The sequence below is a fragment of the Ottowia cancrivicina genome, assembly GCF_029813755.1.
Lineage (GTDB): Bacteria > Pseudomonadota > Gammaproteobacteria > Burkholderiales > Burkholderiaceae_C > Ottowia > Ottowia massiliensis.
The window spans coordinates 47,589-63,668 of sequence record NZ_JARVII010000007.1 but is presented as its reverse complement, the minus strand read 5'-3'; the positions used below and the strand labels follow the sequence as shown (position 1 = coordinate 63,668).

The window sequence follows — 16,080 nt, the reverse complement described above, 5'->3', positions numbered from 1 at the left end:
CGCGTTCTTTACCTGGAGCAAAGCCACAGGCTGCTGCTTGCAAAATGGGCCTGTCGGATGGAACCTGCCCGCCGGTTTTCGCTCAGAACGCCGCTTTTTGTATTCGACTGTTTCTTTTTTCGCCATGTCTTTTGCTGCGCCGCTTTTGTCTCGCCTTCGTTTCATGCGCCATCTGCTGCCCGCCCTGCTGGCGGCGGCTTTTTCGGCGGCCGCGCCCGCGCAGGTGGCGGGGCTGAATGTGCTGGCCAGCGGCGCGCCTGGCGATGAGGTGGCCACGCCGCAGGTGCGCGCGCAGCTGCTGGCTTACGCGCCGCAGGGCGTGCCCGTGGGCGCGGAGGCGGCGGAAGCAGCGAACGCCGCCCGCCGCCCCGTGTGGCTGGGCTTGCGGCTGGAGCATCAGCCGCATTGGCATACCTACTGGAAGAACCCGGGCGATTCGGGCCTGCCCACCAAGCTGGAGTGGACGCTGCCGCCCGGCGTGCGCGCGGGCGAAATCCAGTGGCCGCTGCCGCAGCGCCTTCCGCTGGGGCCGCTGGTGAACTATGGCTATGAGGGCACGGTGCTGCTGCCCGTGCCGCTGACCATCACGCCTGAATTCGAGCCAGGCCCGGCCGCCGAGGCGATGGAAGTGCGCCTGCATGCCTCCTGGCTGGTGTGCAAGCAAGAATGCATTCCGCAAGAGGGCGATTTCGCCATTCGCCTGCCGCTGCGCGGCTCTTCGGCGCTCAATGGCGCGGCGTTCGAGCAGGCGCTGGGCCGCCTGCCGGCCGATTTGCCGTCTGGCGGGCAAACCGCCACGCTCAGCAGCGACGGCCAGCGCCTGCAAATGCGCATCAGCGGCCTGCCCGCCAGCGTGCAGGGCCAGCCTTTGCAGTGGTTTCCTGAAACGGGCGACATCGTCGCGGCGGCCGTGTCGCCCGCGCGCGAGGGCGCGGCTTTGACGCCCGCCACCTGGTCGCAAAAGTGGGAAGGCGATGTCTGGACGGCCAGCCTGCCCGTGGCCGACACCCGCCTTGAAAGCCCGGCTGCGCTGCCGCTGCTGCTGGCCGCCGCCGATGGGCAAAGCTGGCGCGCCCATGCCGAAGTGCAGGGCCAGTGGCCCGCCGTGCAGCCGCCGGACGGCGTGTCGCCGCAAATGGCTGCCGCGCTGCAAGAAGGCGCGGCCGCGTCCGCCCTTTCGCCCGCTCCTTCGCCTGCTGGCGCAGCCGCCGTGCCGGCCAGCGTGTTTTTCTTTGCCCTGCTGGGCGCGCTGCTGGGGGGCATGGTGCTCAATCTCATGCCCTGCGTGTTTCCCGTGCTGGCCATCAAGGTGATTGGCTTTGCCCGGCATGGCGACAACTTGCGCGCCCAGCGCGCCGGCGGGCTGGCCTACACGGCGGGCGTGGTGCTTTCTTTCGTGCTGCTTGGCGGACTGATGCTGGCGCTGCGCGCGGCCGGGGCGCAGCTGGGCTGGGGCTTTCAGTTGCAGTCGCCGCTGGTCATCGCGCTGCTGGCGGCGCTGTTTGCCGTGCTGGGGCTGAACCTGGCGGGCGTTTTCGAGTTCGGCCAGTTTCTGCCCAGCCGCGTGGCTAGTTTGCAAGCCGAAAACCCCGTGATCGACAGCTTTCTCTCCGGCGTGCTGGCCGTGGCGGTGGCCTCGCCCTGCACGGCGCCTTTCATGGGCGCCTCGCTGGGGCTGGCCATTGGCCTGCCTGCGGCGCAAGCGCTGGCCATCTTCGCCGCGCTGGGGCTGGGCATGGCGCTGCCGTATCTGGCCGCCAGCTGGCTGCCCGCGCTGGCGCGCTGCCTGCCGCGCCCCGGCGCGTGGATGGAGGTGTTCAAGAAATTCATGGCCTTTCCCATGTTCGCCACGGCCACGTGGCTGCTGTGGGTGCTGGGCCAGCAAAGCGGCATCAACGGCGCAGCCGCACTGCTGATGATTCTGGTGGCGCTGGCCATGCTGCTGTGGGCGCTGGGCCTGCAAGGGCGCGCGCGCATCGGCCTGGCCGCTTTTGCGGCGGCGGCCCTGATCGGGCTGCTGGCAGGCATTGGCCCCAACGTCACCCACCTTGAGGAAAGCGCCGCTGCAACAGGCAACGCGGCCAGTGCGGGCAGCCGCTGGCAGCCCTGGTCTGACGCTGCCGTGCAGGCCGCGCTCAGCGAAGGCCACCCCGTTTTCATCGACTACACCGCCGCCTGGTGCGTGACGTGCCAATACAACAAGAAAACCACCCTCGCCAGCCAGCAGGTGCTCGATGCCTTTGACGCCGCTGGCGTGCGCACCTTCCGCGCCGACTGGACGCGGCGCGACCCCGTCATCAGCGCCCACCTGCAAAGCCTGGGCCGCAGCGGCGTGCCCACCTACGTGCTGCAAGCCAAGGGCCGTGCGCCCCAGGTGTTCAGCGAAGTCATTGGCGTCGATGAAATTCTGGCCGGCCTCAAGGCGCTCGAAGCCGCGCCATGAAGCCGCTCAAAGCCCGGCCGCAGGCGCGTAGGAGCGCAGGAGCGGAAATGCAGAAGCAGAACAGGCCGCCAAAGCCGCAAATTAGCTCCCGAATCAATAGCGTGATGTCCTAGTAGAACGGGCGCAAAGCGGCATTTCAGCCTTCTGTATTTGCTCCTGTTTTTGCTTTGGCCTGGGCGGGCGCTCCAGCCGCCGCCAGCGTTCGCGCCAGATAGCGGCCCGTGTGGCTGGCGCAGCAGGCGGCCACGGCTTCGGGCCTGCCCTGAATGACCAGGCTGCCGCCGAGCGCGCCGCCTTCGGGGCCGAGGTCAATGAGCCAGTCGGCGGTCTTGATCACATCCAGGTTGTGCTCGATGACGACGACGGTATTGCCCGCGTCGCACAGCTGCTGGAGCACTTTGAGCAGCATGTCGATATCGGCAAAGTGCAGGCCGGTGGTGGGTTCGTCCAGCACATACAGGGTTTTGCCCGTGCCCCGGCGCGAGAGTTCCAGCGCGAGCTTGACGCGCTGCGCCTCGCCGCCCGATAGCGTGGTGGCGCTTTGGCCCAGGGTGATGTAGCCCAGGCCCACTTCCAGCAGGGTTTGCAGCTTGCGGGCGATGGCGGGCTGGTCCTTGAAAAAGGCGTGCGCCTCTTCCACGGTCATGTCCAGAATCTGCGCGATGTGGCGGCCCTTCCACTGCACTTGCAGGGTTTCGCGGTTGTAGCGCTGGCCGTGGCAGATGTCGCAAGGCACATACACATCGGGCAGAAAGTGCATTTCCACTTTCACCACGCCGTCGCCCTGGCAGGCTTCGCAGCGGCCGCCGCCGCTGGCTTGCGGCACGTTGAAGGAAAAGCGCCCGGGGCCGTAGCCGCGCTCGCGGGCGGTGGCCGTTTCGGCCATCAGCTCGCGCATGGGCGTCATCAGGCCGGTGTAGGTGGCCGGGTTGCTGCGCGGGGTGCGGCCAATGGGGCTTTGGTCCACGGCAATCACTTTGTCAAAGTGCTCCAGCCCCTCGATGGCCTCGTGCGGGGCGGCTTCGGTCTGCGCGTGGTTGAGCTGGTGCGCGGCAACGGCCAGCAGCGTTTCATTGACCAGAGTGCTTTTGCCCGAGCCTGAAACGCCGGTCACGCAAGTGAGCAGCCCAATGGGAATGCTGACGTTCACGCCTTTGAGGTTGTTGCCGCGCGCGCCGACGATGCGCAGCGCGCCCCGGTCGGCTTTTGCGGCTTTTGCAGCTTTTGCGGCCTGGCCGTCCGCCTGCGGGCTTGCTTCTTCGCCCGCCTCGTCGCGCAGGCAGGCCGGCAGGGCGCGCCGCCGGGGCACGGCGATGCGGCGCGCGCCGCTCAAGAACTGGCCGGTCACGGACTGCGGCTGCCGCGCCACTTCTTGCGCCGTGCCTTGCGCCATCACGCGGCCGCCGTGCACGCCCGCGCCCGGCCCCATGTCAATCACGCAATCGGCGGCGCGGATCATGTCTTCGTCGTGTTCGACCACCAGCACGCTGTTGCCCAGATCGCGCAAATGCTGGAGCGTGGCGATGAGGCGGTCGTTGTCGCGCTGGTGCAGTCCGATGGAAGGCTCATCGAGCACATACATCACGCCCGTCAGGCCACTGCCGATTTGCGAAGCCAGGCGAATGCGCTGCGCTTCGCCGCCAGAGAGCGTTTCGGCGCTGCGCTCCAGGCTCAGATAGCCCAGGCCTACGTCGTTGAGAAATTTCAGGCGGCTGCCGATTTCCCGCACCACCTTGTCTGCAATGTCCGCGCGCGCGCCTTGCAGGCGCAGCGCGGCAAACCACGCCTGCGCGCCGGCCAGCGTGGCGCGGCTGATTTCGTGAATGGCGCGGGCGTCCGCCCCCTCGCCCACCGTCACGCAGCGCGCCTCGGCGCGCAGGCGCGCGCCGCCGCATTCGGGGCACGTCTGGCGGCTGCGCAAGCGGGCCAGCTCCTCGCGCACCACGGCAGAGTCGGTCTCGCGCCAGCGGCGGGCCATGTTTGGAATCACGCCTTCAAACGGGTGCTTTTTGCGCGCCGTGCGCTGCGCCTGCTCTCCGGAAGCGAAGGTGTAGCTGAAGTTGATGGCTTCTTCGCCCGAGCCGTGCAGCACCACCTGCTGCACGCGCGCAGGCAGCGCCTCAAACGGCGTGTCCACACTGAAGCCGTAATGCCGCGCCAGGCCCTCCAGCATGGCGAAGTAAAAGGCGTTGCGCCGGTCCCAGCCCTTGATGGCGCCGCCGGCCAGGCTCAGCGAAGGAAAGGCCACCACGCGCTGCGGGTCAAAAAAATCCGTGCAGCCCAGCCCGTCGCACGCCGGGCAGGCGCCCGTGGGCGAGTTGAAGGAAAACAGGCGCGGCTCCAGCTCCGCCAGCGCCCAGTTGCAGCGCGGGCAGGCAAAGCGGGTGTTGAACAGATGCTCGCGGCCGCCGTCCATCTCCAGCGCAATGGCGCGGCCATCGGCCAGGCGCAGCGCGGCCTCGAAACTCTCGGCCAGGCGCTGGCGCTGCTGGGCCAGCGCTTCGTCATCACCCGCGCCGCGCACCTTGATGCGGTCGATCACCACGTCGATGTCGTGCTTTTCGGTCTTTTTCAGCGCGGGCACGTCCGCCGCCTCCAGCACCTGGCCGCCCACGCGAAAGCGCACGTAGCCCGCCGCCTGCATCTGCGCCAGCAAATCGGCGAACTCGCCTTTTTTGCCGCGCGCCACGGGCGCCAGCACCATCAGCTTCGTGCCTTCGGGCAGGGCCAGCACGGCATCCACCATCTGGCTGACGGTTTGCGCCTGCAAGGGCGTGCCGTGCTGCGGGCAGTGCGGCACGCCCGCGCGGGCGTAGAGCAGGCGCAGGTAGTCGTGAATTTCCGTCACCGTGCCCACGGTGGAGCGCGGGTTGTGGCTGGTGGCCTTTTGCTCGATGGCAATGGCCGGCGCCAGGCCCTCGATCAAGTCCACATCCGGCTTGTCCATGCGCTGCAAGAACTGCCGCGCGTAGGCCGAAAGGCTTTCCACATAGCGCCGCTGCCCTTCGGCGTAGAGCGTGTCAAAGGCCAGGCTGGACTTGCCCGAGCCGCTCAGCCCCGTGATGACCACGAGCTGATCGCGCGGAATGTCCAGATCGATGTTTTTCAGGTTGTGCGTGCGCGCGCCGCGCACGTGCATGGCCCGCTGGCGCAAGGCGGCAGCCAGCGGCAGGCCGTCACCGGCGGCGGCAAAAGCAGGAGATTTCGGAGTCATCGGCGGCAAAAAAGCAACCGGCCATTATCCGGGGCGCAGGCCGCCGCACCCTTGGCGCAGCAGCAGGCGGCAAGCCGTGGCAAGCGGGCGCTTTCACATCAGAAACAGGAGCAAATTCAAGGGGCCGAAAAGCCGTGGAGTCCTAGTGGAACCTGCGCAGCCCACTATCAAAGAAAGAGCAAATAAATGCGCTGGCCGCTCATGGCATGAGCGCTGCCAGCTGCTCGGCCTCGCGGGCCGCTTGCAGGGCGTGCAGCACTTCGTCCAGGTCGCCTTCCATCACGGCGGCCAGTTTGTAGAGCGTGAGGTTGATGCGGTGGTCGCTCACGCGGCCTTGCGGAAAGTTGTAGGTGCGGATGCGGTCGCTGCGGTCGCCGCTGCCAATCAGGCCCTTGCGCGTGGCCGCTTCTTTGGCGGCGCGCTCGCTGCGCTCTTTTTCCTGCAGGCGCGCTTGCAGCACTTGCAGCGCGCGCGCCTTGTTGCTGTGCTGGCTGCGGCTGTCCTGGCATTCGGCCACCAGGCCCGTGGGCAGGTGGACCACGCGCACGGCGGAATCGGTTTTGTTGATGTGCTGGCCGCCCGCGCCGCTGGCGCGGAAGGTGTCGATGCGCAAATCGGCCGGGTTGAGCGTGACGGCGGCAGCCTCGTCCGGCTCGGGCATCACGGCCACGGTGGCGGCGCTGGTGTGGATGCGGCCTTGCGTTTCCGTCACGGGCACGCGCTGCACGCGGTGCCCGCCCGATTCGTAGCGCAGGCGGCCATACGCGCCTTCGCCCGCCACGCGCAGCACCACTTCCTTGTAGCCGCCCAGCTCGGCGGGCGATTCGCTCACCACTTCCACGCGCCAGCCCTGCGTTTCGGCGTAGCGGGTGTACATGCGGGCCAGATCGCCCGCAAACAGCGCCGATTCGTCGCCGCCCGTGCCCGCGCGGATTTCCACGAAGGCGTTGCGCTCGTCATCCGGGTCTTTGGGCAGCAGCAGGCGCTGCAACTCGCCCTCCAGCTGCGCCAGCTCGCTTTGGCAGGCGCTGATTTCTTCCTGCGCCATCTGCTGCATTTCCGCGTCTTGCGCGGCGTCTTGCAGCAGCGCCTGTGCGGCGGCCAGATCGGCTTCGCGCTGGCCGTAGCGCTGCCAGCGCGAGACCACGGCGCTCACTTCGGTGTGCTCGCGCGACAGGCGCATGAACTGCGTCATGTCGGCCATGATGTCGGGCCGCGTGAGCAGAAAGTCGATTTCGGAGAGGCGCTCGGCGCGCCGCGCGAGCTGCTGGCGTATGGAGTCGTGCATGGGGCGCGGATTGTCGCCGGGCCAGGCGGGCATGCCCATCAGGGATGAAGTAATCTCCCCGCCCGCATCTTTTCCGCGCCACGCCCCGCATCAATCTCCTCATGGACAAACTCCTCATTCGCGGCGGCCGCCGCCTGCAAGGCGAAGTCGTCATCTCCGGCGCAAAAAACGCCGCCCTGCCCGAAATGTGCGCCGCGCTGCTCACCACAGACCCCGTGCGCCTGACCAACGTGCCGCGCCTGCAAGACGTGGCCACCATGCGCCGCCTGCTGCAAAGCATGGGCATGGACGTGCAAACCGTGGGCGAGCGCGGCGGCATGCGCTTTCACTGCGCCGGCCCGCTGGAGCCGCGCGCGCCCTATGAGCTGGTCAAGACCATGCGCGCTTCCATTCTGGCGCTGGGGCCGCTTCTGGCGCGGCTGGGGCATGCCAGCGTGTCGCTGCCCGGCGGCTGCGCCATTGGGCAGCGGCCCGTGGATCAGCACATCAGCGGCCTGCGCGCGATGGGCGCCGAAATCGAAGTGGCGCACGGCTACATCCAGGCCCGCCTGCCCGCCGGACGCCAGCGCCTGCAAGGCGCGCGCATCACCACCGACATGATCACTGTCACCGGCACCGAAAACCTGCTCATGGCCGCCACGCTGGCCGAAGGCGAAACCGTGCTGGAAAACGCCGCGCAGGAGCCGGAAGTGGCCGATCTGGCCGAAATGCTCATCCGCATGGGCGCGCGTATCGAAGGCCACGGCAGCAGCCGCATCCGCGTGCAGGGCGTGCAGCGCCTGCACGGCTGCGAGCACGCCGTGGTGGCCGACCGCATCGAGGCGGGCACCTTCGCCGTGGCCGTGGCCGCCACGGGCGGCGATGTGCTGCTGCGCCACGCCCGCGCCGAACACCTGGGCGCCGTGCTGGAAAAACTGCGCGAGGCGGGCGTGCGCGTGCAGGAAGAAAACACGCCCGAAGGCAGCGCCCTGCGCGTGCAAAGCGAAGGCGCGGCGCATCTGAAGGCGCAGAACTTCCGCACCAGCGAATACCCCGGCTTTCCCACCGACATGCAGGCGCAGTTCATGGCGCTCAATTGCGTGGCGCAAGGCCACAGCGCGGTGACGGAAACCATTTTTGAAAACCGCTTCATGCACGTGAACGAACTGGCCCGCCTGGGCGCGCGCATCCACGTGGAAGGCCGCACGGCCGATATAGACGGCGCGGCCAGCCTGACGGGCGCAACCGTCATGGCCACCGATTTGCGCGCCTCGGCCAGCCTGGTCATCGCCGCCCTGGTGGCCGAAGGACAAACGCGCGTGGACCGCATCTACCACCTGGACCGGGGCTACGACCAGATGGAAGAAAAGCTGCGCGCCATAGGCGCGGACATCGAGCGCGTGAGCGCCTGAGAGCCTGCTTTGAGGCGGCCCAGGCCCGGCGCTGGCGGCCCGTTTTTACCCGCTCCTCAATCGATAGCAAACTCTCCCGTCTCTACCAGGACCTCAGGCTATTTAGGCGGCCTGAATTTGCTCCTGTTTACAAAGCGAAACGGGCTGTCTGCACGCGACGGCCCGCTTTGACTTGGCAAGACTTCACACAATCACGCCTCTAAAATAAACAATTTTTAATGGGGCGTATCCGCGCCCCGCTTTTTTGCAGAGAAACCAGCATGGCCATTGAACGCACTCTTTCCATCATCAAGCCCGATGCCGTCGCCAAGAACGTCATCGGCCAGATTTACGCCCGTTTTGAAGGCGCCGGCCTGAAAGTCGTGGCCGCCCGCATGGCGCATCTCTCGCGCCGTGAAGCCGAGCAGTTCTACGCCGTGCACAAAGAGCGCCCCTTCTTCAAGGATCTGGTGGACTTCATGGTCTCCGGCCCCGTGATGATTCAGGTGCTCGAAGGCGAAGGCGCGATTGCCAAAAACCGCGAGCTGATGGGTGCAACCGACCCCAAGAAGGCCGAAAAAGGCACCATCCGCGCCGATTTCGCCGACAGCATTGACGCCAACGCCGTGCACGGCTCCGACGCGCCTGAAACTGCCGCCGTGGAAGTGGCCTTCTTCTTCCCCGGCATGCAAATCTTCTCCCGCTAAAAAAACCTTGAACAGGCAAAGCGCAGCGGCTGGCCCCATGACTGAAGAAACCGTCAATCTGCTCGACTTTGACGCGCAAGGGCTGGCCGCCTTTTGCGAAACGCTGGGCGAAAAGCGCTTTCGCGCCACCCAGCTTTTCCGCTGGATTCACCAGCGCGGCGCGAGCGACTTCGCGCAAATGAGCGACCTGGCCAAATCGCTGCGCGACAAACTGGCGGGCCGCGCCAGCGTGACGGCGCTGCGCGCCATCAAGCAGCATGAATCGCGCGACGGCACCGTGAAATGGCTGTTCGACGTGGGCGGCGGCAATGCGGTGGAAACCGTGTTCATCCCCGAAGACGACCGGGGCACGCTGTGCATTTCCTCGCAAGCGGGCTGCGCCGTGGGCTGCCGCTTTTGCTCCACCGGCCATCAGGGCTTCAGCCGCAACCTCACATCGGGCGAAATCGTGGCGCAACTGTGGTTTGCCGAGCATTTCCTGCGCCGCAAGCTGGCAACGGATCAGCGCGTGATTTCCAACGTGGTGATGATGGGCATGGGCGAGCCGCTGCAAAACTACGCCCGGCTGGTGCCCGCCCTGCGCACCATGCTGGACGACCACGCCTACGGCCTCTCGCGCCGCCGGCTCACGGTTTCCACCTCTGGCGTGGTGCCCATGATCGACCGGCTGGCCGCCGACTGCCCCGTGGCCCTGGCCGTTTCGCTGCACGCGCCCACGGATGAACTGCGCGACGCCCTCGTGCCGCTGAACCGCAAATACCCGCTGGCCGAGCTGCTGGCCGCCTGCACGCGCTACCTGGCGCATGCGCCGCGCGACTTCATCACTTTTGAATACTGCATGCTGGACGGCGTGAACGATCAGCCCTCGCATGCCAAGGCGCTGATCGCCCTGATGCGCGCCCATGCCGCCGACGGGCTGCGCTGCAAATTCAACCTGATTCCGTTCAATCCTTTCCCGCAATCGGGCCTGCTGCGCTCGCCTGCGGCCAGCGTGCAGGCGTTCGCGAAGATGCTCAATGACGCGGGCATCGTCACCACCGTGCGCAAAACGCGCGGCGACGACATCGACGCCGCCTGCGGCCAATTGGCGGGCGACGTGCGCGACCGCACCCGCGTGGCCGAGCGCATGGCGCGCCAGCACACCGTGGTGCTGCACCGCATGCCGCGCCTGACGCCTGCCGCCCCCTCCGCCCCCTCCGCCCCCTCCGCCGCCCAGCCTGCCGCCGCCCGGCGGGCGGCCTCAGCCGATTTCATCTGAAGGAGCCTCTGTCATGAATGCCATGCCCGCTTCCCCGCTTTTTCGCAGCCTGGCGCTGGCTGCCGCTGCGCTGGCGCTGGCCGCCGCCCTGGGCGGCTGTGCTACTTCAGGCAGCAAAACTGGCATGGACGACGCCGTTTCCGCCGGCCTGATCACGCCCGACAACGAAACCGACGCCCGGCGCCGCGCCCGCACGCGCCTGGCGCTGGCGGCCAGCTACTTTGAAAACGGGCAGACCGCCGTGGCGCTGAGCGAACTCAAGCAGGTGCTGCAAATCGACCCCACCTTCCCGGACGCCTACAACCTCTCGGGCCTCATTTACATGTCTCTGGGCGACATGCCCATGGCCAGCGCCCAGTTGCAGCGCGCCCTGTCGCTCAATCCGCGCGACAGCAACACCTTGCACAACCTGGGCTGGATGTACTGCCAGCAAAAAAATTACGAACAGGCCAGCCAGATGTTCGACCGCGCCGTCAGCAACCCGCTGTACCCGGAGCGCGCCAAGACCCTGATGACCAAGGGCATCTGCGAGGCCCGCGCGGGCGACCGCACCAAGGCCGAAGCCACGCTGCTGAAAGCCTACGAGCTGGACCCTGGCAACCCCATCACCGGCTACAACCTCTCGCAGCTGCTGTTCCTGCGCGGCGACCTGGAGCGCGCGCGCTTTTACATCCGCCGCCTGAACAACAGCGAACTGGGCAACGCCGAATCGCTATGGCTGGGCATCAAGATCGAGCGCCAGCTTGGCCACACGGAAGCCGTGCTGCAACTGGCCGACCAGCTGCGCCGCCGCTACCCCAGCTCAAGCCAGCTGGTGTCCTATGAGCGGGGACGCTTCAATGAGTGAGCTGGCACGGCAGGGCCGCGACAGCGCTCCGGCACCGCTGCCTTTGCGCGAGCAGGCGACCGCGCCCGCCCCGCTGGAGACTGACGCGCCGGCCGCCAAGTCCGAGCCGCCCGATGCGCCCGCCGTGCGCGCGGGCGTGATGCTGCGCCAGGTGCGTGAAGCCGCCGGCATCGACGCCGACCTGCTCGCCAATGCCCTGAAAGTGCCGCTGTACCGCATCGAGGCGCTGGAAGCCGGGCGTCTGGAGCTGCTGCCTGACATCACCTTCGCCCGGGGCCTGGCCGCATCCATCTGCCGCCACCTGGGGGGCGATGCCGCCGCCGTGCTGGCCTGCATGCCCACCTCGCGCCACGGCCTGTACAGCCCCGCCAGCAACGCGGGCTATGCGCCGTTTCACCGCGCCAGCGACCGGCCCGCATCGCTGCTGTCGCACTTGTTCAGCCGCCCGGTGCTGATCATCCTGGCGCTGCTGGCGCTGGGCGCGGCGGCGCTGTCTTTGCTGCCCACGCTGCCCATCCGGCTCAACGCCCCGGCGGAAACCACGCAGGACGGCATGCGCGAAGACGGCGCTCACGCCCCCGCGTCCGGCATGGTGGTGGAAGCCGTCAGCGAACACTCTGACTCGCCGCTGGCGGCCCAGCCGCCTCTCCAGCCGGAGCCGCCGGCTTCTTCAACGCCCGCTCTTTCTGCGCCTGTCGCAGCGCCAGAAGCCCCGCCCGCCGCCGCAGAAGCCGCGCCGGTTGCGCCCCAGCCCGCCGCCCCATTCATCGCCTTCGCCGCCACGCAGTCCACCTGGGTGAGCGTGCGTGACGCCAAAGGCAAAAACCTGCTGGACCGCACCCTCAAGGCGGGCGAGCAGGCCAGCGTGACCGAAGGCGAGCTGCCGCTGACCGTGAAGATCGGCAAGGTTGATGGCGTCAGCGTCACCGTGCGCGGCGAGCCGTTTGACGCCAAAGCCCTGGCTCGCGGCAGTGTGGCCCGCTTTGAAGTGAAATAAGGCCCTTTTGCCGCTTTCACCGGCCAGAAGCGCACTGCCGCCAGGCCGGATTTCCACGATGCCTGAAACCGCCTCCGCCCAACCCATTGCCATCGTCCAGCCCGCCGCGCGCCGCTCGCGCCAGGCGCGCGTTTGCTGGGGCGCACGCGTCGTCACTGTCGGCGGCGATGCGCCCGTGCGCGTGCAATCCATGACCAACACCGACACCGTGGATGCCATTGGCACCGCCATCCAGGTCAAGGAACTCGCGCAAGCCGGCAGCGAAATGGTGCGCCTGACGGTCAACACCCCCGAGGCCGCCGCCGAAGTGCCCCACATCCGCGAGCAGCTCGACCGCATGGGCATCGACGTGCCGCTCATTGGCGACTTTCACTACAACGGCCACCGCCTGCTCACCGAATTTCCGGGCTGCGCCCAGGCCCTGTCCAAATACCGCATCAACCCCGGCAACGTCGGCAAAGGCGACAAAAAAGACAAGCAATTCGGCCAAATGATCGAAGCCGCCCTCAAGTGGGACAAGCCCGTGCGCATTGGCGTGAACTGGGGCAGCCTCGACCAAGACCTGCTGGCCGGCCTGATGGACGCCAACAACCGCCGCGCCCAGCCGTGGGAAGCGCGCCAGGTCATGTACGAGGCGCTCGTCACCTCCGCCATCGAATCGGCCGATCTGGCCGTGCGCCTGGGCATGGCGCCCGGGCAAGTCATCCTCAGCTGCAAAGTCAGCGGCGTGCAAGACCTCATCGCCGTCTATCGCGAACTGGCCCGCCGCTGCCGCTACCCCCTGCACCTGGGCCTGACCGAAGCGGGCATGGGCGCCAAAGGCACCGTCGCCTCGGCGGCCGCCCTGTCCATCCTGCTGCAAGAAGGCATCGGCGACACCATCCGCGTCAGCCTCACCCCCCAGCCCGGCGAAGCGCGCACGCAAGAAGTGCTGGTCGCCAGCGAAATCCTGCAAGCCATGGGCCTGCGCGCCTTCGTGCCCAGCGTCAGCGCCTGCCCCGGCTGCGGCCGCACCACCAGCACCACCTTCCAGGAGCTGGCCAAAGACATCGACGACTACCTGCGCGCCCAAATGCCCGTCTGGCGCGACCTGTACCCGGGCGTCGAGCGCCTGAAAGTCGCCGTCATGGGCTGCATCGTCAATGGCCCCGGCGAAAGCAAACACGCCGACATCGGCATCAGCCTGCCCGGCAACGGCGAATCGCCCGCCGCCCCCGTCTTCATCGACGGCGAAAAAGCCATGACCCTGCGCGGCGATCACATCGCGCAAGACTTCCAGCGCATCGTGGAAGACTACATCGCCGCCCGCTTCGGCAATGGCAACCCCGCTGCGGCAAAAGCCGCCTGAAGCGAAGGGCGTTATTTCGCTCCTTTATCGATAGCGTGATGTCCTCGTGGAAAGCGCGCAGAACGGTATTTTTTACCCCTGAAATTTGCTCTTGTTTTTAACAAGAGATACAGGTGCGGCGCAGAACGCAAGTGCACCTGAAGCCGCCGCCCACGCCCAGGCTGCCGCAGATTTTCAGAATCTTTCAACCCTTGCTCGAAGCCTGGCCGTAAAGGGTGGCGGACCAGAGTGGAATAAGACGGCGGAGATTTTGGTTTGCGGCATGCTGTTTCTCCTTGTTTTAGGTTTTTTCAGGTGACCTCGTCAGGATTTCCGCATCCTGCCAGCCAATTGCCACAACAGCAGCACTGCCAACATGACGAACGTCAGCATACCCGCCGCAGATTTGACAACGGTAAAAAATGGAGCGGCGGCGGCAATTTGCAGTGCTTCGGGGCAGGCAGAAACCACGGCAATCAGGCAACAATTCTCCAGATAATCCGATACCGCCGAAACAACGGGCAGCGGCAGCAGCCGTTTTTTCAATATGCCCGAAAGCGCGCTCCCGCCAACAGCAGGCTGGTCAGACGAAGATAGGTATAGCCGAACAGCGCGGGATAAACCATGTCGGCGGCCATCTGGCGGTGCAGATAAAACCGCCTGCCCTCTGCCCCAAGTTACCCAAATAGGTTTGCAGATAAACGCTGCCTTAATTGCACGGCAGCATATCGGGCAAAGTCAGGCCGTTTGAAAAACGGCTCAGTCCGGGCACTATGTAAATAGCATCAGGAAATAAACGGCGTTGTTAAATCCCAGCCAGAACCAAAAAGGATGCAGGTGCTTTTTCATCAAACCCCTGCTTTTATTTTTGGAAACTTTTCAAGCCGCAGATAGGCCTTGCTGCCCGCTTGCGCCCGACAAAACGTTTGCAACGCCCAAGATCGCCCGAGGCCGCGCTTTTCGCGCCCACGGGCGTGGCTTGGCACAGGCTCTCAGGCTGCCATTACCAGATATCGGCCTGCGGCACGCGGCCTTTGAGCTGCGGGTGGGCCGCCAGCCGGAAAACCGGCTCTTTCGAGCCGGCGCGCAACTGCGCCGAATAGTCTTTGAGCAGCATGAACACCAGCGGGCACAGCAGCACGATGGCCACCAGGTTGATGAAGGACATGATGCCCATCGACAAATCGCCCATGTCCCACACCAGCCCCACTTTGGCCACCGCGCCGAAGTACACGAAGGCCAGCACCGCCATGCGGAAGATGGCCAGCGTCAGGCGATGGCTGTGCAGGTACTGCACGTTGGACTCGGCGTAGGCGTAATTGCCAATCACCGAGGAAAACGCAAACATGAACAGCACCACCGCCAGGAAATACTGCCCGAAGCCCCCCACCTGGCTTTCCAGCGCCGATTGCGTGAGCTGAATGCCCGTGAGCGTGCCATCGGCAGGCATGTCAGACAGCAGCACGATGAAGGCCGTGCATGAGCACACCACGATGGTGTCCACAAACACGCCCAGCATCTGAATCATTCCTTGCGAGACCGGGTGCTTGACATCCGCTGCCGCTGCCGCGTTGGGCGCCGAACCCATGCCCGCCTCGTTGGAAAACAGCCCGCGCTTGATGCCCAGCTGCATGGCCTTGGCCGCCGCGCTGCCCGCCAGCCCGCCTGCGGCGGAGCGGAAGTCGAACGCATTGTCAAAAATCAGGGCGAACATCTGCGGCACCCTGTCCAGATTCATGGCAATCACATACAGCGCCATCAGCAAATAGGCCGTCGCCATGATGGGCACCAGCGCCTCTGAAATGCGCGACACGCGGCGAATGCCGCCAAAAATGATGGGCGCGGTGATGATGATGAGCACCGCGCCCAGCGCGTGGCGGTACACCTGCCAGTCTTGCTCGCAAGCGCCGCTGCCGCTGGCGCAGCCCGCCGCCGATTTCACCGCCTCGATGATCGTGTTGGACTGAATGGCGTTGAACACAAAGCCAAAACACAAAATCATGCTGAGCGCAAACACCGTGCCCAGCCAGCGCTGGCGCAGGCCATGCGTGATGTAGTACGCCGGCCCGCCGCGAAACTGGCGGTTGCCGTGGTCGCGCACCTTGAAAAGCTGCGCCAGCGACGACTCGGCAAACGCCGAACTCATGCCCAGCAGCGCCGTCATCCACATCCAGAACACCGCGCCCGGCCCGCCCGTGGAAATGGCAATGGCCACCCCGGCGATGTTGCCCGTGCCCACGCGGCTGGCCAGCCCCGTCACGAACGCCTGAAAGGGCGTGATGCCGTGCCCGTGTGCGTCATCGCCATCGCTGCGGCTGCCCAGCATCTCGCGCACGCTGCGCCCCAGCAGCCGCAACTGCACAAACCCCGTGCCCAGCGTGAACAGCACCCCCACGCCCAGCAGCATGTAAACCAGCCAGGTCCACAAAAAATCATTGCCCAGATTGATGCCGCATTGCAGCGCATCCAGCGCGCCGCCCCCATGCGGACTGGACGCCATGCACTGCTCAAAGGCCCCAGTCACGTCAGCCATATTGCTTCCTTTTGTTGGTGAAAGGGAGCGATGGTAGGGCCTGTTCAGAGTCCGCCCGGGGGTGTGAAAGTACAAATCGGTTTTTATAAATACCAA

General features: G+C 66.2%; 11 protein-coding genes. 7 read left to right on the top strand and 4 right to left on the bottom strand.

Features of this window, described 5'->3' with window-relative positions:
* The first annotated feature begins 163 nt into the window (after positions 1–163).
* A complete protein-coding gene (locus QB898_RS04945) occupies positions 164–2,443 on the top strand; it encodes a protein-disulfide reductase DsbD family protein (RefSeq protein WP_279524042.1) in 2,280 nt (759 codons plus the stop codon).
* Between the two features lie 136 nt (positions 2,444–2,579).
* On the opposite strand, the gene uvrA is transcribed toward QB898_RS04945, so the two are convergent.
* Positions 2,580–5,657: an excinuclease ABC subunit UvrA gene (gene uvrA, locus QB898_RS04940; RefSeq protein WP_279524041.1), complete on the bottom strand. Its 3,078-nt coding sequence runs from the start codon at positions 5,655–5,657 to the stop codon at positions 2,580–2,582.
* A 199-nt stretch (positions 5,658–5,856) separates the two neighbouring features.
* A complete protein-coding gene (prfA, locus tag QB898_RS04935) occupies positions 5,857–6,945 on the bottom strand; it encodes a peptide chain release factor 1 (RefSeq protein ID WP_279524078.1) in 1,089 nt (362 codons plus the stop codon).
* Between the two features lie 101 nt (positions 6,946–7,046).
* Between prfA and murA the strand changes: the two genes are divergently transcribed.
* The 6 genes from murA to ispG all read left to right on the top strand — a co-directional run bounded on the left by murA (position 7,047) and on the right by ispG (position 13,472).
* On the top strand, positions 7,047–8,336 hold the full coding sequence (murA, locus tag QB898_RS04930) for a UDP-N-acetylglucosamine 1-carboxyvinyltransferase (protein ID WP_279524040.1): 1,290 nt from the start codon (positions 7,047–7,049) through the stop codon (positions 8,334–8,336).
* A 260-nt stretch (positions 8,337–8,596) separates the two neighbouring features.
* Positions 8,597–9,022, top strand: coding sequence for a nucleoside-diphosphate kinase (gene ndk, locus QB898_RS04925; protein WP_050714966.1), 426 nt, complete (start codon positions 8,597–8,599; stop codon positions 9,020–9,022).
* 37 nt (positions 9,023–9,059) lie between these two features.
* The gene (gene rlmN / locus QB898_RS04920; protein WP_279524039.1) at positions 9,060–10,280 is read left to right on the top strand and encodes a dual-specificity RNA methyltransferase RlmN; all 1,221 of its coding nucleotides are present in this window, start codon (positions 9,060–9,062) and stop codon (positions 10,278–10,280) included.
* 13 nt (positions 10,281–10,293) lie between these two features.
* Complete coding sequence (gene pilW / locus QB898_RS04915) at positions 10,294–11,127, top strand: type IV pilus biogenesis/stability protein PilW (RefSeq protein ID WP_156304024.1); 834 nt, start codon at positions 10,294–10,296, stop codon at positions 11,125–11,127.
* Positions 11,120–12,124, top strand: a complete 1,005-nt coding sequence (locus tag QB898_RS04910) for a helix-turn-helix domain-containing protein (protein ID WP_279524038.1) — start codon at positions 11,120–11,122, stop codon at positions 12,122–12,124. The genes pilW and QB898_RS04910 overlap by 8 nt, the downstream gene beginning before the upstream one ends.
* Positions 12,125–12,182: 58 nt before the next feature.
* Positions 12,183–13,472, top strand: a complete 1,290-nt coding sequence (gene ispG, locus QB898_RS04905) for a flavodoxin-dependent (E)-4-hydroxy-3-methylbut-2-enyl-diphosphate synthase (protein WP_102283741.1) — start codon at positions 12,183–12,185, stop codon at positions 13,470–13,472.
* A gap of 303 nt (positions 13,473–13,775) precedes the next feature.
* Here ispG and QB898_RS04900 read toward each other — a convergent pair whose 3' ends face one another.
* Positions 13,776–13,997, bottom strand: a complete 222-nt coding sequence (locus tag QB898_RS04900; protein WP_279524037.1) for a hypothetical protein — start codon at positions 13,995–13,997, stop codon at positions 13,776–13,778.
* A gap of 457 nt (positions 13,998–14,454) precedes the next feature.
* The gene (locus tag QB898_RS04895) at positions 14,455–15,984 is read right to left on the bottom strand and encodes an alanine/glycine:cation symporter family protein (RefSeq protein WP_279524036.1); all 1,530 of its coding nucleotides are present in this window, start codon (positions 15,982–15,984) and stop codon (positions 14,455–14,457) included.
* Between the last annotated feature and the right edge of the window lie 96 nt (positions 15,985–16,080).